Origin of the sequence: Aquabacterium sp. (genome assembly GCF_034003525.1) — a bacterium.
Taxonomy (GTDB): Bacteria; Pseudomonadota; Gammaproteobacteria; order Burkholderiales; family Burkholderiaceae_C; genus Aquabacterium.
Map to the genome: position 1 here is coordinate 48566 of NZ_JAVEYN010000002.1, position 18457 is coordinate 67022.

Here is an 18457-nt window from a genome sequence, read left to right on the forward strand (position 1 = left end):
CTCATGGCAACTCTCAACGCTTGGTCAGGATGCTCACGTCATCCGGGTTGATCAGATCCTTGGACTTCCAGCCGTCCAGGTCGTACTCGTCCATGGCGGTCTGGGCAAAGGCCTTGCACTGGTCCAACAGGCCGTTGCCCTTGGCCGACCACAGGTTGGTCTGGCGGGTCACGTCGTTGGAGCCGATGTAGTTGATTTCGTAGAGCTCGTGGCGGGCGCCAAACTCGGTGCCGATGGCGTCCCACAGCATCTTCATGACCTTGACGCGCTCGACCGCATCGGCACCGCCGGAGCCACGCACGTACTGGTCGAGGTAGGGACGGATCTCGGGCGACTTGAAGTCGCTGGTGTGCGAGTTCAGGTAGATCAGGCCCGAGGCCACGACGGTCTCGATGATGTTCTTGATCTTGGGCATCGCCTCCTGGTTGAGCACGCGGTAGGCACCGGCAGGCTCGGGCATGGGGCGGATCATGCCGTTCCAGGGCTGGGCGCTCTTGGCCATGGCGTCCGACAAGGCCCAGAAGGCGTTGCGCCAGGCGATGACTTCACCGAGCTGCGACTGCACGCCGTGGAAGGTGCTGGCGCCGGTGATTTCCAGCGCGCGGGTCAGCAGGCCGACCAGAAAATCCATCTTCACGGCGAAGCGGGTGCAGCCGTGCATGGAGGCGCGCTCCAGATAGCCGGAGCCAACGTTGTAGGCATTGGCCTGCTTCAGGTCACCATGCAGGAACACGTCTTCCCAAGGAATGAACACGTTGTCCATCACCAGGATGGCGTCGTTCTCGTCCAGGCGGCTGGAGAGCGGGTAGTCGAAGGGGCTGCCCAGCGCGGCGGCGCGGTACTCGTTGGAGACGCGGCACAGCAGCTTCACGCCCGGGGCATTGGTGGGCATGATGAAGACCGGGCAGTAGGCCGGGTCCTGCACCGCCACCTGGCCGACGTGACCGATGAAGGTGTAGTGGGTCAGGGCCGAACCGGTGGCCACGACCTTGGCGCCGCTCACATAGATGCCCTTGTCGGTTTCCTTGGTGACGCGCACGAACACGTCCTTGCCGGCATCCGGACCTTTGTCGCGGTCAACCGGCGGGTTCATGATCGCGTGGTTGACGTACCAGGTTTTTTCCTGAGCCTTGCGGTACCAGCGGCGGGCGTTCTCTTCAAAACCCTTGTAGAAGTCGGCGTTGGCGCCCAGGGTGCCCAGGAAGCAACCCTTGTAGTCGGGCGAGCGGCCCATCCAGCCCCAGGAGATGCGCTGCCATTCGGCGATGGCGTCGCGCTGCGCAACCTGCTCTTCGATGGTGTTGGCGGCACGGTAGAAGCGGTGGGTGAAACCGCCCCACTCCGTCGGCACGGTCAGGATGTCCTTCTTGGCCGGATCGTGCAGCGCGTCGTACATGCGGGCGATCATGCGGGCCGAGTTGCGGAAGGCCGGGTGATCGGTGATCTTCTTGACGCGCTCGCCGTAGATCCAGACCTCACGGCCGTCGTCCAGGCTGTCCAGGTATTCCTGGCCGGTGAAGGGGATGTGGTCCTTGTTGACTTCTGCTGCTGACATGACAAGTTCTCCTGGGGGATACAGAGGGCTTCGGGGGTGCCGAGCGCCTCACTCAAGCTGCTGTTGTTGTGGTGCTGTAGGTCCCATGTTCTGGGACGGGAGCCGGTTTGTCTAATGACGATTGCAAGCCGTGCTCATAACCGGTGCGACATGAGTAGAACAACCCATTGCCGCCTGCTTCCCAGGCATGAGCCGGTGCTTTATTACTTTCTTGACAAGGCCATGGCCGCAATCAGGATCGCGCCGATGACCATGGTTTGGGCGTAGGCGCCCACCTGCATCAGGTTCATGCCGTTCTGCACGAACACGATCAGCAAGGTGCCCACCACCACCGCAAGGGCGCGCCCCACGCCACCGGCGAGGGCCACACCGGCGATCACGCAGGCGGCGATCGATTCCAGCGGCATGCTGGCCCCGATATTGGATTCCCCGGTGTCCAGGCGGGCCGTCAGGAGCAGGCCGCACAGGGCCGACAGCACGCCGGAGAGCACGAAGGCGATGATGCTGACGCGACGGGTGCGCACCCCGGACAGCTCGGCCGCACGCAGGTTGCCGCCGGTGGCATACAGGTGGCGACCGTAGCGGGTGCGCTCCAGCAGGACGTACACCGCGACCACCACGATCAGGGCTGCCCACACCGGGGTCGGCACGCCCAGCAGCGAGCCGAAGCCGAACAGCTGGCCGAACTCGGGCGGCAGGCCATAGATGGGCACCCCACCGCTGACCAGCAAGGTGATGCCGAACACCACCGAAGACATGCCCAACGTCATCATGAAAGCCGGGATGCGCAGGGCCGAGGTGCCCCAGCCGTTGATCAGGCCAATGAGGGCTCCGGAAGCCAGACCCGCCGCGGTGCCAGCCAGGATGGCCAGACCGGGCGAGTCGGGCATGGCCTGCAGGACGGCGGCCATCACCGACGCACCGACCACCGAGGACAGCGCCACGACGGCACCGACCGACAGGTCCAGGCCACCGCCGATGAGGACCAGCAATTGAGCCAGTGACACGATCAGCAGGTAGACAGACTGACGTGCGACGTTGGTCAGGTTGTCCAGGCTGAGGAAGCCGGGGGCCAGGGCCGTGAAGATGACCATGGCGCCGATGAACAGCACCGGCAGCACCGCCGCCTGACGGTGACGGGCCAGCCACTGGCGCCAGGCAGCCGGAGCCTCGCTGGCAGGAACGTTCGCCACCACAGCGGGGGCAGCAAGGGTCGTGCTTGTGGACATGATTTCACTCACTCAAAAAACTGCTCAAGGATGCGGTGCTGGTCGTAATCGGCACGCGCAAACTCGCTCACCAGGCGCCCGCCGCGCATCACCATCAGGCGGTGCGACATGCCGAGCAACTCCGGCAGGTCCGAGGAGATGAGCACGATGGCAGCGCCCGCTGCGCTCAACTCGCCCAGATACTTGTAGATGGCCTGACGTGCGCCGATGTCGACGCCCACCGTGGGCTCGTCGAAGATGTAGACCTTGACGTCCTGGGCCAGGCCCTTGGCCAGCAAGGCCTTTTGCTGGTTGCCGCCCGAGAAGTTCGCCACCGACTCGCCCAGACGCGGCTGGGGGAAGTCGACCTGCGAGGACAGGTGGGACAGCAATTCACCTTCGGCTTTCCCACGCAACCACACGCCACGCGCCTTGCCGAAAGCCAGCGAGGACAGGGTCATGTTTTCGCGGGCGGGGCGCATCAGGGCCAGACCATCGCGCTTGCGGTCGGGCGGCGAGTACCAGACACCGGCTTCGATCGCATCGGCCGGGTGCTGGAAGCGCGCCGGCTTGCCATCAACCGTCAGGTGACCGGACGCGATCGCGCTCAGACCGAAACAGGCCTGACCCAACTCGCTCTTGCCGCAGCCCACCAGACCGGCCACGCACAGGATCTCACCGGCACGCACATCCAGGCTGGCCTCGATGACGGCGCCGTCGGCGGTGCTCAGACCACGCAGCGACATCAGCACCTGCCCCGGCTCGCCGCGCGGCGCGGGGTAGATGTCCGACACGGTGCGGCCGGTCATCAGCTCGATCAGGTCCGACTCGGGCGTTTGCGCCGAGACGGTCGCGATCTGCGCGCCATCACGCAGCACCGTCAGGCTGTCCCCGATCAGGGGAATCTCGTGCATGCGGTGTGTGATGTAGATGATGGCCGTGCCCTGCGCCTTGAGCCGTGCCACCAGGGCGAACAGCGCCTGGGTGTCGTGCTCGGACAGCGAAGCCGTCGGCTCGTCGAGGATCAGCACCCGGGGCGACTGACGCACCGCCTTGCAGATCTCGACCATCTGTTGCTTGCCGCGCGGCAGGTCGGCCACCACGGCATCGGCGTCGATGTCAAAGCCCAGGTCGGCGATCAGGCGCACGGCCTGCTCACGCGCCGAGGCGTGTGACAGGAAACCGAACGCCGCCACCGGCTCTTCACCCAGGGTGATGTTGTCGGCCACCGTCAGGTGCGGGATCAGCGAGAACTCCTGGAACACCGCCCGCACCCCATGAGCGCGCGCCTCGGCCACCGAGCGGAAGCTGCCCTTGTGCCCCCCCACCTCCAGCCAGCCATCGGTGGGCTGGTTGGCGCCGGCAATCATCGAGATCAGCGTGGACTTGCCGGCGCCGTTCTCACCGAACAGGATGTGCACCTCACCCGGCATCAGGTCCAGGTCCACACCCTTGAGCGCGAGATGCGTGCCGTAGCGCTTGCTCAGGCCCCGAACCCGCATCAGGGGTTCGGCCTGACTCACGCCGTGAGCCGCATCCAGCTGAGCCAGCACGGCACTCATTGACCGACTCGGAAGGTGGGACGGAAGTTGGCCGGCGCCAGCACGGTGTCGACCTTCAGGGTGCCGATGTCTGCCGGGGTGTAGACCTTGCCCACCGGGCCGACGTTGGTCAGCACGTCCTTTTTCTCGATCAGACGCACAGCCTGGTCGATGGCGATGCGGCCGGTCAGCACCACCGGGGCCATGCCCGAGGCGTCGATCGTCTTGGCCTTGAGGCCCTGGTAGACACCGGGGGTCATGTAAACCGACACGACCTTGACCTTGCCGGCCACACCGCGGGCGCGCAGCACCGGCACCGCGGCTTCGGCGGTCACGGCGGTGCCGACCACGTAGTCGATGTCCTTGTGGGTTTGCAGCAGGTCTTCGATCAGACGCGACTGCACCTCCTTGCCCGTGTCACCGTACTTGGTTTCGGCGATCTGCACGGCACTGCCCTTGATGGCCGAGGTGAAACCGGCGTTGAACAGCTCGACCCAGCCGGCGCCTGCAGGACCCGGCAACCAGGCCACCTTGACGGGCTTGCTGCCCGCGGGATGCTTCTGAGCCAGGTAACGGCCAGCGCGCTCGCCTTCCTCACGCGGGATGGTCAGCACGCGGGCACCCACGTCCTTGGAGACGATGCCGTTGAAGGCGTCCACGACGGGGATGTTCTTCTTCTTGAGTTCGGCCACCAGGTTGTTGAGGCCGTCTTGCGAGATCGAGCCGATCACCACAGCCTTGGCGCCACCGGCCGCGCAGTTCTCGATCTGCGAGATCTGGTTGCTCAACTGGGTGTAGCCACCGGCATCCAGCACCTGGAGCTTCACACCCAGGCGCTTGGCCTCTTCGACCACGCCGTAGTTGGCGGCCAGCCAGAAGGGGTCTTTCATGTGCGGGAAGGAAACGCAAATCTTCCAGGGCTGGGCGGCCTTGGGCAGGGCCTGGTACTGAACCTGGCTGGTGGTGCCATTGGCAGCCGTGCTGTTGACCGGCAGGGGGAACCACTCGGCCGCCTGGGCACCGACGGCGGCGCAGGCCAAGGCGGTGGCGGCAACGAATCGGGCGAGGGGGAAATGAGTCTTCATGATCGCGTCCAGAGGGCAGGTACAAAGGTCCGAAAAAAACAGCCGAGATGCGCTGTTGACGGTCACAGTGTTGGCCAGGCCTGGACCGGACGTCTATTGAATATTTCCATTCGGTTATATGTCTGTTTGGTTATGCCGTACTAACCCTGAGCACCAATCAAGGGAAAACCCTTGAACCCTGCTTTCTCTCGGTGCATGCGGGATTTCACCAATGCTGATGCGGCACTTGCGAGGTGCAGAATCCCGCCACATCACCGGACAGCGCGCAAAATCGCCCCCGAAACGGCGTCAAAGCATGTTCGGCACGATTTGTGCTTAAACCACATTTCCATTCATGCCCTCGGGTGGAGCCGTTTTCCGCCCTTTGCCCGGAAGCCCCATGGCCCAACTCGACTGGTATCTCCGCGCCAACGTGAAACTGCGCCACCTGCAGCTGTTGGTCGCCCTCGATGACATGCGCAGCGTCGGCCGCGTGGCCGACTACCTCAACGTGACGCAACCGGCCATCTCCAAGACCCTGGCAGGCCTGGAAAGCGGCCTGGAGGTCAAGCTGTTCGAGCGCACGGCCCGGGGCATGGAGCCCACCGAGCACGGCAGTTGCCTGATCCGCCACGCGCGCAACATCCTGGGTGAAATGGTCTCGCTGCGCTCCGAGTTGCTGGACATCACCGAAGGCCGGGTCACCAAGGTCACCATGGGCGTGCTGCCTGCAGCGACGGCCTCGTTGGTGCCCGAGTTCATCGCCCGGCTGGAAGCCGACTTTGCCGACGTGACCGCATCGGTGCGCGAGGGCACGATGGAGTCGATGCTGCCCATGTTGCGAGCGGGCGATCTGGACCTGATCGTGGGCAACCTGCCGCCGCGCCCGATGGGCGTCGAGTTCGGCACCGAGTTGCTGTACCGCGACCCGCTGGTGCTGGTGACCCGTGTGGGCCACCCGCTGACCGAGGAGCCTGAGCTGGGCTGGCAGATGCTGTCGCACTACCCCATGGTGCTGCCGCCCATTGGCACCTTCACACGCAACCTGATCGATGACTTCATGCTGCAACACGAGGTCAACGTGCCGCGTCGGCACATCGATTCGGTGTCGACCTTGACCAACGTGGGCGTGCTGCAACGCACCGAATCGGTCGGCTGCCTGTCACGCGAGGTGGCGCAGTACTTCCAGAACACCGGGGTGCTGCGCATCCTGCCGCTGGCTTTGCCCAACATCGACATGCATGTGGGCCTGGTCTGGATGGTCGAGCGCAAGATGACCAAGGCACAGCAACAGGTACGCGCGCTGTTCCGTGAGATCCGCGATGAGCTGATCAGCCAGCGTGACCCCCATCATCCCGGTGCGCAGGTCTCTGCCACCGCGCTGGCTCTGGCGCTGTGAGCCAGAGCCCCCTCCACCGACAGACCCCATGGAAGACCTCGACACCCGCGTTCTCCGAACCTGCGCCCGCTTGCTCGACGAGGGGCGCAGTGCGATCCTCGTCACCGTGGCGCGGACCTGGGGCTCCTCCCCTCGTCCACCTGGTGCCTTGATGGTGCTGGGGCCCGACGGCCTGACCGTGGGCTCGGTCTCGGGCGGATGCATCGAGGACGATCTGGTGGCGCGCCTGCGTGAAACCGGTCCCGCGGCCTTGTGCCCCGATGGTCTGCCTCAGCTGCTGCGCTACGGCATCGACGAGGAGACCGCCCACCGCTATGGCTTGCCGTGCGGCGGCACCATCGAGCTGGTGCTGGAGCCCTTGGGAGAACGCAGTCGCATCCACGCCTTGCTGGACGCCCTGCACGCTCGCGAAGTGGTGCAGCGCAATCTGGACATGCGAACAGGCGATGTGACCCTGGACGCTGCCCCCCACAGCGATGCGGCTCCCAGCCTGAGCGAAGAGCGTCTCAGCCTGGTGCTGGGCCCCCGCTACCGCTTGCTGGTGATCGGTGCAGGGGACCTGTCGCAGTACCTGTGCGCCACCGCGCTGGGCCTGGGCTTTGACATCACCGTCTGCGACCCGCGCATCGAGCACCGACAAGGCTGGACTTTGAGCGAGGTGACCTTGGTGAGCGAGATGCCCGATGACGTGGTGCAGGCCATGCGGCCGGACGAGCGCACCGCGGTGATCGCCCTCACCCACGACCCCAAGCTTGACGACCTGGCCTTGATGGACGCCTTGAAGACACGGGCGTTTTACGTGGGCGCCATTGGCTCGCGGCTCAACAACCAGCGCCGCCGTGAGCGCCTGCGCGAACACTTCGACCTGACCGAGGCCGAGGTCGAACGCCTGCGCGGCCCGGCGGGCTTGTACATCGGCAGCAAGACGCCCGCGGAAATCGCGCTGTCCATCCTGGCCGAGATCGTGGCCGCCAAGAACGGCATCGCGTTGCCCGCGCAGATGCAGGTGGGGCACGCCAAGAATGCCCAGGACCGCAACCCGGCCCTGCTGGAGCCGTCCTGTACACGCCACTGACCCCATGGACACCGCACCCGATCTCAGCGGCCTGATTCTGGCGGCAGGCCAAGGCCGTCGCATGGGTGGCCTGGCCAAAGGGGCGTTGCGACTGGATGGCGAACCCATTGTGCGCCGCCAGATACATGCTCTGCGCGCACTGGGTGTGAGCGACATCGTCGTGGTGCTGGGGGCCCATGCCGAAACCCTGGCGCCGTTGATCGCCAATCTCCCCGTTCGCACGGTGCGCCACGCAACCGAGGCGTCAGAGATCACGGACTCCCAGCGCCTGGGTCTGGCCGCATTGCGACCCGACACCCAAGGTGTGATGGTCATCCTGTCAGACCTGGTGCTGCTCGATGCAAGCGACCTGCAGGAGGCTTTGCAGCAGTGGACGGCACGCCCACCCTCGGTGCAATGCTTGTTCCCCGTCGTTGCGGGCCAGCGCGGCCACCCCACCCTGCTCAGTCGGATCGCCATCCAGGCCACCCTCGCCCAAGCCGATGCACTGGGCGTGCGCGACTGGCAACGCACAGCACAGGATCAGGTCATGCGCTTTGTGAGTGCCAATGCGCATTTCACGACCGATGTGGACACGCTGGAGGCACTCGCACAGGCGGATCGAGGTCTGGGCGGCGGCCGTCTTCAACTGCCCGACTGATTCGGCTTGATGGGTTGAGCCGGTGCGCCTCGTGGCAGCGGCTGGGCCGGGACCACATAGACAAAAAAATGGGTCGGACTTGGCAGCCGACCCAAAAGGAGAACCCTGTAGAGACCAAAGAGCGAGGGGTGTCAGGCTGAATCACTGCATTCAGCCTGACCTGATCGACGTGCGATCAGAAGGTGTGGTTGATACCGAAGCCGTAACCGGTGACACGCTTGTCGGTGGTCATGGTGTTGGTGGGCGTATCCCAGCTCTTGTCACGCGTGCCGAAGTTCGCGTACAGGTGGGTGCGCTTGCTCAGGAAGTGCTTGTAGCCCAGTTGCAGCACCTTGACGCTTTCGTCGTTGGCCAGTTGACGCGTGTCGAACGAGGCCCAGATGCTGCCGGTGCTCACGGGCACGGTCACACCCAGCGAGTAGGCGTTCGAATCGGCGTAGTTGCGGTCCTTCTGGAACAGGAAGGTGGCACGGGCCACACCGAAGTCATACGCCACGCCCACTTGGCTCATCATCTCGTCGGGCACGTTGGTAGCGTTGGTGGCATCCAGCACCAATGAGCGAGGACGGGTGCCATGACCCAGCGCCACCATCAGCGGGCCATTGGCGTACTGCACGGTCACGACCTGGTGGTTCTTGTTGCCCTTGACTTCCGACGGCGCATAGCCCACGGTGGCGCTGAAGCCCGAGAAGTTGGGCGTGCTGTAGGTGATCTGGTTGTTCACGGTCACGCCGCCGTTGTTCAGCGTGCCCTTGTCACCAGCCAGGAACGGCTGGTCACCCAGACCATCACCCAGGGTGGCAAAGCCGCTCACGCCCTTGGTGTTGTTGGCGGTGTAGGCCAGGGCCTGCAGGAAGATGGGGTTCAGGCTCTTGCCGACGTTGATGGCACCGAAGCCACCGCTCAGGCCCACGAAGGAGCCGTCGTTGCCGACGCTGGAGCTGAAGCCCGTGTCAGCAGACACCACGGTCTGGATGAAGAAGTTGGCCTTCAAGCCGCCGCCCAGGTCCTCGACGCCAGCGATGCGGAAGAAGGTGTTGCTGCTGCGACCGGACTCGAGCTTGACGGGCTGGCCCGAGCCGGATTTCTCAATGCTCATGTCCACGGCGCCGCTGAACGTGACGCTCGATTGGGCATAGGCGGCCGAAGCCAACAGGGTTGCCAGCGCAATGACGGTCTTTTTCATGAATCACCTTTTCGTACGTGTGGTTGGAGGTCGCGATGGACCTGTGATGCTCAGAGATCGCCCCGGCGCTGGCGAGGCGCAGCGAGCGCTGCAAGCCTGATGGTGTCCAGCATGTGTCCGGGTCTCTTGTGACAGCAGGGATGTGTCTCAAGGTGATTTGATTGTTCACATGCACACGATTTGTGACCAATGAAATAAGACATTTGAAAAAATGCTCAAAGGTTATATCCAGACAAACCCAATACCCAGACACACCAAAATGGCGCCCATGAAAAAAAGCCCGGCGGCAAAATGCCGACCGGGCCATCTCGTGACCGGGTTTTCACTGAATTGGGGAACTCACATGATCAGTTTGGTGCGCGATATGAGATTCACCTTTCAATGCCCTGACGAAAATGTTTTCCGAAGGCAGAAGATGCGTTGCAATCCTTCTACATCATGCCCTTGCACCAAGGACAAACCCGATTGACGCCTCAGACGATGGCGGGGCGCCCGGCGGTCACCCATTGCTCATATTCCACCCGGCTGTCCGGCGTGGCCGGGAACAAACCAAAAATGGACCGTCCACGGGCAATATGGGCCGCGGCAAAGGCTTCATATTCGGCGGCCGCAAAAGCCTCATCGGCCACTTCTTCGACCAGTTCTCTCGGAATGGCCACCACCCCTTCGCCATCGCCGACGATCACATCGCCGGGATATATCGCGACGCCAGCGCAACCCACCGGCGCATCAAATTCCACGGGGTGTAATGCAATCGGCGTGGCTGGGCCAGAGGCTTGACGCTGAAAACTCGGCAAACCGGTGGCCGCAATACCCGGCACATCGCGGAAACCACCGTCGGTGACCACGCCGGCCACGCCGCGCATCTTCAAGCGCAAGGCCATCATGTCCCCCATGCACGAAGCACGGGCATCGCCGCCGGCGTCCATCACCAACACGGCGCCGGGCGGGCATTCCTCGATGGCGCGGCGGTGCAGGCCGTCGTCACGGGCGTACAGCGCCATGGTGTCCTTATCTTCGCGCGCCGGGATGAAGCGCAGCGTGAAGGCCGGGCCGACCATGGCCGGCTGGCCGGGCGCGACACCTTGCACCCCCAGCAAGAAGGTGTTGCGGTAGCCACGCTTGAGCAAGGCGTTGCTGATGGTGGCAGCGCCACAGCGCGACAGCTTGGCGCGCAGTTCTTCGGAAATGGGCTGGTGCGGGGCGGGCTGGCTCATGCGGCCTCCTTGACGACGGGGTTGCGCAAGATGCCGACGCCTTCGAGTTCGATCTCGACCACGTCGCCGTGCTTCATCCACACCTGCGGGTCACGGCGCAGGCCCACGCCACCGGGGGTGCCGGTGACGATGACATCGCCGGGCTCCAGCGTGGTGAAGGTGGAGCAAAACGCGATGAGCTGCGGGATGTTGAACATCATCAGGTCGGTCGTGGTGCGCTGCATCTCGACACCGTTGAGACGGCAAACCAGGCTGAGCACGCTGTCCGGCGCCAGCTCGTCGCTCGTCACCATCCAGGGGCCAAAGGCGCCGGTGGCCGGGAAGTTCTTGCCGGGGGTCCACTGGCCGGAGGCCAGCTGCCAGTCGCGCACCGAGCCGTCGTTGTAGCAGCTGATGCCAGCGATGTGGCTGAGGGCATCGGCCTCGGCGATGCGACGGCCTGCACGGCCGATGACCACGGCCAGTTCGGCCTCGTAGTCGAACTGGGTCGATTCACGCGGGCAGACCATGGGCTGGCCATGGCCCACCTGTGACTGTGCAAAGCGGGTGAAGAAAGGCGGCACGCTGGCTTCGGCCTTGTGCTGCCCTTCGAGGCGGTGCGCCACATAGTTCAGACCGGCACACAGGATCTTGCCGGGGTTGGGGATGACGGGCAGGAACATCACGTCATTGACGTGGTGATCGGGCGTCGCGCCCTCCACCAAAGCGGCAAAGCGGCTCAGCGGGCCGGCACGCAAGGCGGTGCGCAGGTCCGGGCAGGTGGCGCCCAGACGCATCCCCACGTCAACGATGTGGTCGCCATGGACGACCCCGAAACTGCTCCCCATCGGGGTGGCAAATGACATCCATTTCATGTTGTGCTCCTCGGTTCAAATGGGTTGGCGCAAAGCCATGTCGAGCGCACGCCGTGCCGTCACCATCACCAATTGGGCGCGGTAGGCGGGCGTGGCGTGCAGGTCGGCGTTCAGGCCTTCAGGCGATTGGGTGCAGGCGCTCAAGGCGGCCGGCGAGAAGTCTGCCGACAAGGCGGCCTCCATCTCGGCGTGGCGGAACACGCAGGGGCCGGCGCCATTGACGGCGACGCGGACCACACCCGGCGTGGTCTCGGCGATGAAGCAGCCGGTGGTGACATAACCCGAAGCGATGTTGGGCATCTTGCAATAGCCCGCACGCACAGGGCGCGGAAAGCGGATGCGCAGCAACAGCTCGCCATGGCTCAGCGCGGTGCTGTAGAGGCCTGTGAAAAACTCATCGGCCGGGATCACGCGCTCTGTGGTCTGCACCTCGGCCCCCAGGCCCACCAGCGCCGCGGGGTAGTCGGCCGCCGGGTCGTTGTTGGAGATGGAGCCACCCATGGTGCCCACATGGCGCACCTGAGGGTGGGCGATGCCGCCGGCCAGGTGCGTCAAAGCGGGGATGGCTGCCGCGATGCCGGGGTGCGAGGCGGTCTCGGCATGGCGGGTCATGGCGCCCACGCTGACGTGCGTGTCGCTGACCTCGATGCCACGCAGCTCGGGCAGCGCCTGCAGGTCGACCAGCAGGCTGGGCCGGGCCAGGCGTTGCTTGAGGGTGGGGATCAGGGTCTGGCCGCCCGACAGGGGCTTGGCCTCGGGGTCAGCTCGTAGCAAGGCCAAGGCCTCGGCCAGGGTGGCCGGCTTGACGTAGTCAAAGTCCACCATGCTTCAGACCTCGGCGGTGCGGCGCGGGCCGCCACAGGACTCGGGGCAGCGGCGGCCGACATCGGCGATCGCCTCCACGATGTTCTGGTAGCCGGTACAGCGGCACAGATTGCCTTCGAGCTCATGGCGGATGACGCGCTCGTCACCGGCCAGGCCGCGGCGCACGATGTCCACGCCCTGCATGATCATGCCGGGGGTGCAGTAGCCGCATTGCAGCGCGTGGTGCTGCTGGAAGGCCGCCTGCATGGGGTGCATCTGGGTGGGCGAGCCCAAGCCTTCGATGGTGGTGACTTGTCCGCCGTCGGCCTGCACGGCCAGCATGGTGCAGGACTTCACGGCACGGCCATCGAGGTGCACGGTGCAGCAGCCACACTGGGTGGTGTCGCAGCCCACATGGGCGCCGGTGAGGCCGCAGTGCTCACGCAGGAACTTCACCAGCAGGGTGCGAGGCTCGACCTCGTGCGTCTGCACGATGCCGTTGACGGTGATGGAAATCTGGGACATGGGAAACCTGCTTTCAGCGTGTCAGCGATCCGAAGGGTCAGTGCGTGCCCAGGTACGCGGCCAGCAAGGCGATGACACTGACGGTGAACGCCCAGGTCCAGGCCGGCATCTGCACGCTGACCACCGAGCCCAGGCCGGCGCCGCCGACGGCCACAGGCGCTGCCACGGCCACGGGTGTCGCTGTCGGGATCGGGGCAGCCACAGGGGCAGCGTCCGCGGTGGCCACGGAAGCCGCGACCGCAGCCTCGGGCGCCGGGGCCTGCATGGCCTGCACCAGGCGCTCGAAGAACTGCTTGGACATGTGCGCCGCCGCCGCATCCACCAGGCGCGAGCCGATCTGGGCCAGACGGCCCCCGATCTCGGCCTGGGTGCGGTAGACCAGCTTGGTCTCGTTCTCGGAGACGGCTTCCAGGTCCACCTCGGCGCTGCCCTTGGCAAAACCGGCCATGCCGCCATTGCCTTCAAAGCTCAGCGTGTAGCGCGTCGGCGCTTGCAGGTCGAGCTGTTGCAGGCGGCCCTTGAAACGGGCCTTGACCGGGCCCACCGCGGCCATCACGGTCACGGCGAACACGCCCTGCCCTTGGTCTTCAATGGCTTCGCAGCCCGGGATGGCGGCCTGCAGGATGGCCGGGCTCATCAGGGCGGCCCAGACGCGCTCACGCGACTGGGGAATGACTTGTGCTCCATTCAGCTCCATGGCCGTGGTCCTCTCTCTTCGCGTGCTTTACAGGGGTGGCAGATCGGCCGGGCGCTTGGTTTGCCAGCGGAAGGGGCGGATGTCGATGTGCGCCGACAGGCCGGCCTGCTCGAAGGGGTCGTCCTGCACCATGGCGCGGACCTCGTCTTCGTTCTCGGCTTCGATCACCATCAGACCGCCACAACCCTGGCCGTTGGCGTCCAGCACCGGGCCGCCCAGGCGCACGCGGGCGCTGAAGCGGTCCATGTAGGCACGGTGGGCGGGGCGCACGGCCTCGCGGATGGCGGGGGCCTGGCCGTCGGTGCGGTCCAGTCGGTAGACCATGTACAGGTTCATTGCGTGTTCTCCACTGCCTGGGCGGCACGTGCCGCCTGAATGGCTTGCCACACCACCAGCGGGGTGGCGGGCGTTTCGATGTCGGTGATGCCCAGGGGCTTGAGGGCATCGACGATGGCGGTCACGATCGCGGGCGGCAGGCCCACGGTGCCCGTCTCGGCGCCGCCCTTGACCCCCAGGGGGTTGGTGCGCGTGGGCACCGGGTGCATGGCCAGCTTGAAGCGCGGGAAGTCACCCGCGTGTGGCATGGCGTAGTCGGTGAAAGAGCCGGTCAGCAGCTGCCCATCGTGCGCGTGCACGATCTTTTCCTTGAGCACCTGGCCGGCCGCCTGGGCGATGCCGCCGTGGATCTGCCCTTCCAGCACCAGCGGGTTGATGACCGTGCCCACATCGTCCACCGCAGACACGGCATCCAAGGTCACCACGCCCGTGTCCGGGTCGATCTCGACCTCGGCCAGGTAGCAGCCGTTCGGATAGTTCTGCGGATTGGCGTTGAAGTAGCCGCGGCCCTCCAGGCCGTTCCACAGATCGGCCGGCAAGGGCTTGGGCGTGCCCCAGGCGTAGGTGGTGCGCGCCACGCGGTCGAGCGTGATCTGCTGATCGCTGCCCTCGACGTGGTAGACCCCACGCGCAAAGCGCAAGGCGGTCTCGGGCACGTCGAGCAGGATGGCCGCCACACGGCGTCCTTTCTCGATCACCTCGTCGCAGGCGGCCTTCAAGGCCGAGCCGCCCACCGTCATGCTGCGCGAGCCGAAGCTGCCGCGCCCGTTGGCGATCTTGTCGGTGTCGCCCTGCAGGAAGTGGATGCGATCGATCGGCACGCCCAGCCACTCGTGGATCATCTGGGGGTAGCTCGTTTCATGACCCTGACCGTACGAGAAGGTGCCCGCCAGAATGGTCAGGCCACCGGTCGCATCGAAACGGATCTCCATGCGGTCACTGATGGTGGCGCACACCTCGATGTACATCGACAGGCCACGGCCGCGCAGCAGGCCCTTGGCCTCGCTGGCCTGGCGACGCTGCTCAAAGCCGTTCCAGTCGGCCAATACCAGGGCCTCATCCAGGATGGCTTCAAACTCACCGCAGTCATAGGTTTCGGCGATGGCCGTGCGGTAGGGCATCTGCTCGGGGCGGATGAAGTTGCGGCGGCGGATCTCGACCGGGTCCATGCCCAGCTCTGCCGCGGCCAGCTCCATCATGCGCTCGACCACCAGGGTCGATTCCGGACGACCAGCGCCTCGGTAGGTGGTCAGCGTGCGACTGTTCGTGAAGATGCCCTGAACCGTGACGTGCATGGCCGGGAAGGCGTACACGCCCGACAGCATGCGCGAGCCCACCAAAGGCGGGTGCGCGGTCGAGGGGCCGAGCTGGCACCCCAGGTTGTGGTTCAGCACCACGCGCAGGCCCAGCACGGTGCCATCGGCCCGCAGGGCCATCTCGGCATCGGCAATCTGATCGCGACCGTTGAAGTCGGACAGGAAGGCTTCGCTGCGGTCGCACACCCATTTCACCGGGCGTCCGACACGTTGCGCCGCCCACACCACCAGGATCTCTTCCGGATAGAGGCCGCCCTTGGTGCCAAAGCCGCCACCCACATCACCGGCAACCACGTGAACACGGTGTGCGGGCACACGGATGATGTGCTCGGCCAGCAGCAGGCGGATGCGGTGCGGGTTGGCGGTGGAGCTGGTCAGGTGCCAGCGCTGAGTGCCCTGGTCGTAATGGCCCAGGCAGGTGCGCGGCTCCAGCGGGTTGCCAGCCACGCGCTGGCTGCGGATGCGCGCGCGCACGACGCGATCGGCTTGTGCAAAGGCGGCGTCCGTCTTCGCGGCATCGCCCAGTTCGTGCACAAAGCAGCGGTTGCCCTCCGCTTGAGGCCAGACCAGCGGCGCGCCGGGCGCGATCGCGGCTTCCACGGTCGGGGCCGCCGGCAGGCTCTCGTACTCGACGACGATCTGCTCGGCCGCATCCATGGCCGCCGCCAGGGACTCGGCCACGACAAAGGCCACGCCTGAACCGATGGCCAGGACACGGTCCTGGGCCAACGGTGGAAACGGCGTGGCGTGATAGGTCTTGCCCGTGATCGTGGGCGGGATGCTCAGGCAGGGAATGTCACCCCAGCCATCTTGCGCATAGTCTTCGGCCGTGAGCACGGCCAGGATGCCGGGCACGGCCAGCGCCCCGCTGACATCGATGCGGCGGATGCGCGCATGCGCCACATCCGAGCGCAGGACATAGCCATAGGCCTGGCCCTGCATGCGCACATCATCGGCATAGCGACCGCGACCGGTCACCATGCGCACATCTTCACGGCGCGGCAGGGGCGCGCCGATCCCGCAAGACGAGGAGGACGGGGACTCAGCGTTCATCCGTGCCTCACGCCGCCGCCTGCACCTGGACGTAGCGGCCTTTGTGATAGACCAGCGGTTGCGGCTCGATCGGCGCATTGATCAGCTGGCGCACCTCGCCCACATACAGGGTGTGGTCACCGCAGGCATAGCTGTGGCGGACATCGGCGGTCAGCTGCACGTCGGCCTCGGCCAGCACGGGCACACCACCCAGGAATTCAAATTTCGGCGCATAGCCTTCGACACCACGGCCCGCAAAGTGGTTGCTCGCCGACTGTTGGCGGCTGCCCAGGATGCTGACACCGAACACGCCGGAGTCCTTGATCTTGTCGTGCATGCGCGCGGTGTGCGCGATGGACACGATGACCAGAGGCGGCTCCAGTGAGCCCGACATGAAAGCCGTGGCCGTCATGGCGTGGGCGTCCTCGCCCACTTTGGTTGTGATCACCACCACGCCGGCGGCAAACCGCCCCATCGCATCCCGGAAATCTCTGGACGTGAACGGAGAGGCTGGCGCGACGGTCGCACTGGCTTCTGTATCTTTCAGTTCGATGGGGGGCATGACAAACTCCAAACGCAATGGCAATCAATCAGGTGGATCAGGCCTTGGTACCGCTGCCGGCCATGGCCACAGCCTGGATTTCCAGCTTGATGTCGCCTTGGGCCAGGCTCGAAACTTGAACCAGGGTCGAGCAAGGGAAGTCGCCCGTGAAGAACTCCTGGCGAGCGCGCCAGATTTCCTTGTTGTCGGCCATGTTGACCACGAAGATGGTCATGTTGACAACGTCTTCCAGACCCGAACCCGCCGCTTCCAGACAGCTCTTGATCTTCTGGAAGATGACCTTGGCTTGTTCGTAAGCACTGCCTTCGCCCTGAATGGTCTTCAGGTCATTGGCACGCGAGGTGAAGCCCGACAGCCAGATCTGGTCGCCAACGCGGATGCAGTTGGACCAGTGGCCGGGAGGGTACTCAGCGACATCCGGGGAGATGAAACGTTGCTTCTTCAAAGACATGGAAAACCTTTCGGCAAGGGTTGAGATCAAGGGGAAGGGAAAACTCAGTCAAAGAACGTCTTGGGGGGCTGCATGCCCCACTGGGTCGTCTCGTCCGCCGCCACGGCATAGCGCACGGGCTGGTAGTGGATGTTGGAGACGTCCCCATCGGTGTAGTGCTCGACACGGAAGCCGAAGGAATCCTTCCAGTAGTCGAAGATCTGGCTGCCCACCAGGTGGCGGCCGACGCCGCACTCCAACTCATGGCCACGCTCGAGCAGGTAGTCGTGCGCCCCCATCAGCGCGTCGATGTCCTGCATCTCGAAGCTGCAGTGGTGTACGCCCGTGTCGGCGGGGTTACGCGACTGCGTGATGAGCATGAAGTGGTGATCCACCGGCGTTTCACCCTGGTTGAAGCGCAGGAAGGTGCCGATCACCCTGCTCTCGTCGCCCGGCACGCACAGGTAGTCCGAGTCCAGCACGCCAAAGCGCTCACGGAACCAGACCAGCGTGTCATCATGGCTGGCGCAGCGCAGACCGAAGTGGCCGATGCGCAGTACCATTCCGGGCTCACGCTTGGGCCGCAAGGAGTAGTTGACGCGCGTTTTCACCGTGCCCGCATTGAAGGCATTGGGCTCACGCAGCTGCAAAGGCGCCGAAGGCGTCTGCCCCCACACCCCATCGAGCGGCACACCGTCCGGGGTGTGCATGCGCACGCGCCAGCCGCCGCCCGGCATGTCGGTGATGGGCTCCACCGCCGACGAACCCGGCAAGGCCGCCAGTGCCTCCAGATCGGCCTTCGAGGCCATCTGCATCGCCCCGCCGATGAAGCGGTTGTCCGCCCCCTTGCGGGTCACGTGGATGAAGGGGGCCGCGGAGGCGCCGCGCATGTACAGCGCGTCGCCACGCTTCTCGGCGGTGACCAGACCGAAGTCCTGCATGAAGCACTCCATGCGGTCCAGATCGGTGCACTGGTAGACGACGTAGGCGACGTCGATGGCGGTGGGCATCGTCAA

At 65.2% G+C, this 18457-nt stretch carries 18 protein-coding genes; 3 read left to right on the top strand and 15 right to left on the bottom strand.

The window, feature by feature from the left end:
- Positions 1–13: 13 nt before the first annotated feature.
- From RBT42_RS01695 to torT, 4 genes are all read right to left on the bottom strand, one after another.
- The gene (locus tag RBT42_RS01695) at positions 14–1555 is read right to left on the bottom strand and encodes a 4-hydroxyphenylacetate 3-hydroxylase N-terminal domain-containing protein (protein WP_320361997.1); all 1542 of its coding nucleotides are present in this window, start codon (positions 1553–1555) and stop codon (positions 14–16) included.
- Positions 1556–1758: 203 nt separating this feature from the next.
- Positions 1759–2784: an ABC transporter permease gene (locus tag RBT42_RS01700; RefSeq protein WP_320361999.1), complete on the bottom strand. Its 1026-nt coding sequence runs from the start codon at positions 2782–2784 to the stop codon at positions 1759–1761.
- A gap of 8 nt (positions 2785–2792) precedes the next feature.
- On the bottom strand, positions 2793–4325 hold the full coding sequence (locus RBT42_RS01705; RefSeq protein WP_320362001.1) for a sugar ABC transporter ATP-binding protein: 1533 nt from the start codon (positions 4323–4325) through the stop codon (positions 2793–2795).
- Positions 4322–5389, bottom strand: a complete 1068-nt coding sequence (torT, locus tag RBT42_RS01710; RefSeq protein WP_320362003.1) for a TMAO reductase system periplasmic protein TorT — start codon at positions 5387–5389, stop codon at positions 4322–4324. The genes RBT42_RS01705 and torT overlap by 4 nt, the downstream gene beginning before the upstream one ends.
- Before the next feature lie 379 nt (positions 5390–5768).
- Here torT and RBT42_RS01715 point away from each other — a divergent pair, with 379 nt between their 5' ends.
- The 3 genes from RBT42_RS01715 to RBT42_RS01725 are packed head-to-tail and all read left to right on the top strand — an operon-like array spanning position 5769 to position 8482.
- The gene (locus tag RBT42_RS01715) at positions 5769–6767 is read left to right on the top strand and encodes a LysR substrate-binding domain-containing protein (RefSeq protein ID WP_320362006.1); all 999 of its coding nucleotides are present in this window, start codon (positions 5769–5771) and stop codon (positions 6765–6767) included.
- Positions 6768–6795: 28 nt separating this feature from the next.
- Positions 6796–7842 (top strand): XdhC family protein, encoded by a 1047-nt coding sequence (locus RBT42_RS01720; protein ID WP_320362008.1) that lies wholly within the window; start codon positions 6796–6798, stop codon positions 7840–7842.
- A gap of 4 nt (positions 7843–7846) precedes the next feature.
- Positions 7847–8482 carry a nucleotidyltransferase family protein gene (locus RBT42_RS01725; RefSeq protein ID WP_320362011.1) on the top strand — a complete coding sequence of 212 codons (636 nt, stop codon included), beginning with the start codon at positions 7847–7849 and terminating at the stop codon, positions 8480–8482.
- A gap of 175 nt (positions 8483–8657) precedes the next feature.
- Here RBT42_RS01725 and RBT42_RS01730 read toward each other — a convergent pair whose 3' ends face one another.
- From RBT42_RS01730 to RBT42_RS01780, 11 genes are all read right to left on the bottom strand, one after another.
- The gene (locus RBT42_RS01730) at positions 8658–9668 is read right to left on the bottom strand and encodes a porin (protein ID WP_320362013.1); all 1011 of its coding nucleotides are present in this window, start codon (positions 9666–9668) and stop codon (positions 8658–8660) included.
- 473 nt (positions 9669–10141) lie between these two features.
- On the bottom strand, positions 10142–10885 hold the full coding sequence (locus RBT42_RS01735) for a ribonuclease activity regulator RraA (protein ID WP_320362015.1): 744 nt from the start codon (positions 10883–10885) through the stop codon (positions 10142–10144).
- Complete coding sequence (locus RBT42_RS01740; protein WP_320362017.1) at positions 10882–11739, bottom strand: fumarylacetoacetate hydrolase family protein; 858 nt, start codon at positions 11737–11739, stop codon at positions 10882–10884. Before RBT42_RS01740 ends, RBT42_RS01735 begins: the two co-directional genes overlap by 4 nt.
- A gap of 15 nt (positions 11740–11754) precedes the next feature.
- Complete coding sequence (locus tag RBT42_RS01745) at positions 11755–12564, bottom strand: xanthine dehydrogenase family protein subunit M (protein WP_320362019.1); 810 nt, start codon at positions 12562–12564, stop codon at positions 11755–11757.
- A 3-nt stretch (positions 12565–12567) separates the two neighbouring features.
- Positions 12568–13068 carry a (2Fe-2S)-binding protein gene (locus RBT42_RS01750; RefSeq protein ID WP_320362022.1) on the bottom strand — a complete coding sequence of 167 codons (501 nt, stop codon included), beginning with the start codon at positions 13066–13068 and terminating at the stop codon, positions 12568–12570.
- Between the two features lie 37 nt (positions 13069–13105).
- A complete protein-coding gene (locus RBT42_RS01755) occupies positions 13106–13765 on the bottom strand; it encodes a carbon monoxide dehydrogenase subunit G (RefSeq protein WP_320362024.1) in 660 nt (219 codons plus the stop codon).
- Between the two features lie 27 nt (positions 13766–13792).
- Entirely contained in the window at positions 13793–14101 is a 309-nt protein-coding gene (locus tag RBT42_RS01760) for a YciI family protein (protein WP_320362026.1), read from the bottom strand.
- A complete protein-coding gene (locus tag RBT42_RS01765; RefSeq protein WP_320362029.1) occupies positions 14098–16470 on the bottom strand; it encodes a xanthine dehydrogenase family protein molybdopterin-binding subunit in 2373 nt (790 codons plus the stop codon). The genes RBT42_RS01760 and RBT42_RS01765 overlap by 4 nt, the downstream gene beginning before the upstream one ends.
- A 7-nt stretch (positions 16471–16477) precedes the next feature.
- Positions 16478–17011 carry a flavin reductase family protein gene (locus RBT42_RS01770; protein ID WP_320362030.1) on the bottom strand — a complete coding sequence of 178 codons (534 nt, stop codon included), beginning with the start codon at positions 17009–17011 and terminating at the stop codon, positions 16478–16480.
- 37 nt (positions 17012–17048) lie between these two features.
- Complete coding sequence (locus RBT42_RS01775; protein ID WP_320362032.1) at positions 17049–17462, bottom strand: RidA family protein; 414 nt, start codon at positions 17460–17462, stop codon at positions 17049–17051.
- A gap of 44 nt (positions 17463–17506) precedes the next feature.
- Positions 17507–18451 (bottom strand): VOC family protein, encoded by a 945-nt coding sequence (locus RBT42_RS01780; protein WP_320362034.1) that lies wholly within the window; start codon positions 18449–18451, stop codon positions 17507–17509.
- Between the last annotated feature and the right edge of the window lie 6 nt (positions 18452–18457).

Excerpts from the sequence above, each read along its gene's own strand:
- RBT42_RS01695 (WP_320361997.1), bottom strand. The coding sequence starts at position 1,555 with ATGTCAGCAGCAGAAGTCAACAAGGACCACATCCCCTTCACCGGCCAG.
- RBT42_RS01700 (WP_320361999.1), bottom strand. The coding sequence starts at position 2,784 with ATGTCCACAAGCACGACCCTTGCTGCCCCCGCTGTGGTGGCGAACGTT.
- RBT42_RS01705 (WP_320362001.1), bottom strand. The coding sequence starts at position 4,325 with ATGAGTGCCGTGCTGGCTCAGCTGGATGCGGCTCACGGCGTGAGTCAG.
- torT (WP_320362003.1), bottom strand. The coding sequence starts at position 5,389 with ATGAAGACTCATTTCCCCCTCGCCCGATTCGTTGCCGCCACCGCCTTG.
- RBT42_RS01715 (WP_320362006.1), top strand. The coding sequence starts at position 5,769 with ATGGCCCAACTCGACTGGTATCTCCGCGCCAACGTGAAACTGCGCCAC.
- RBT42_RS01720 (WP_320362008.1), top strand. The coding sequence starts at position 6,796 with ATGGAAGACCTCGACACCCGCGTTCTCCGAACCTGCGCCCGCTTGCTC.
- RBT42_RS01725 (WP_320362011.1), top strand. The coding sequence starts at position 7,847 with ATGGACACCGCACCCGATCTCAGCGGCCTGATTCTGGCGGCAGGCCAA.
- RBT42_RS01730 (WP_320362013.1), bottom strand. The coding sequence starts at position 9,668 with ATGAAAAAGACCGTCATTGCGCTGGCAACCCTGTTGGCTTCGGCCGCC.
- RBT42_RS01735 (WP_320362015.1), bottom strand. The coding sequence starts at position 10,885 with ATGAGCCAGCCCGCCCCGCACCAGCCCATTTCCGAAGAACTGCGCGCC.
- RBT42_RS01740 (WP_320362017.1), bottom strand. The coding sequence starts at position 11,739 with ATGAAATGGATGTCATTTGCCACCCCGATGGGGAGCAGTTTCGGGGTC.
- RBT42_RS01745 (WP_320362019.1), bottom strand. The coding sequence starts at position 12,564 with ATGGTGGACTTTGACTACGTCAAGCCGGCCACCCTGGCCGAGGCCTTG.
- RBT42_RS01750 (WP_320362022.1), bottom strand. The coding sequence starts at position 13,068 with ATGTCCCAGATTTCCATCACCGTCAACGGCATCGTGCAGACGCACGAG.
- RBT42_RS01755 (WP_320362024.1), bottom strand. The coding sequence starts at position 13,765 with ATGGAGCTGAATGGAGCACAAGTCATTCCCCAGTCGCGTGAGCGCGTC.
- RBT42_RS01760 (WP_320362026.1), bottom strand. The coding sequence starts at position 14,101 with ATGAACCTGTACATGGTCTACCGACTGGACCGCACCGACGGCCAGGCC.
- RBT42_RS01765 (WP_320362029.1), bottom strand. The coding sequence starts at position 16,470 with ATGAACGCTGAGTCCCCGTCCTCCTCGTCTTGCGGGATCGGCGCGCCC.
- RBT42_RS01770 (WP_320362030.1), bottom strand. The coding sequence starts at position 17,011 with ATGCCCCCCATCGAACTGAAAGATACAGAAGCCAGTGCGACCGTCGCG.
- RBT42_RS01775 (WP_320362032.1), bottom strand. The coding sequence starts at position 17,462 with ATGTCTTTGAAGAAGCAACGTTTCATCTCCCCGGATGTCGCTGAGTAC.
- RBT42_RS01780 (WP_320362034.1), bottom strand. The coding sequence starts at position 18,451 with ATGCCCACCGCCATCGACGTCGCCTACGTCGTCTACCAGTGCACCGAT.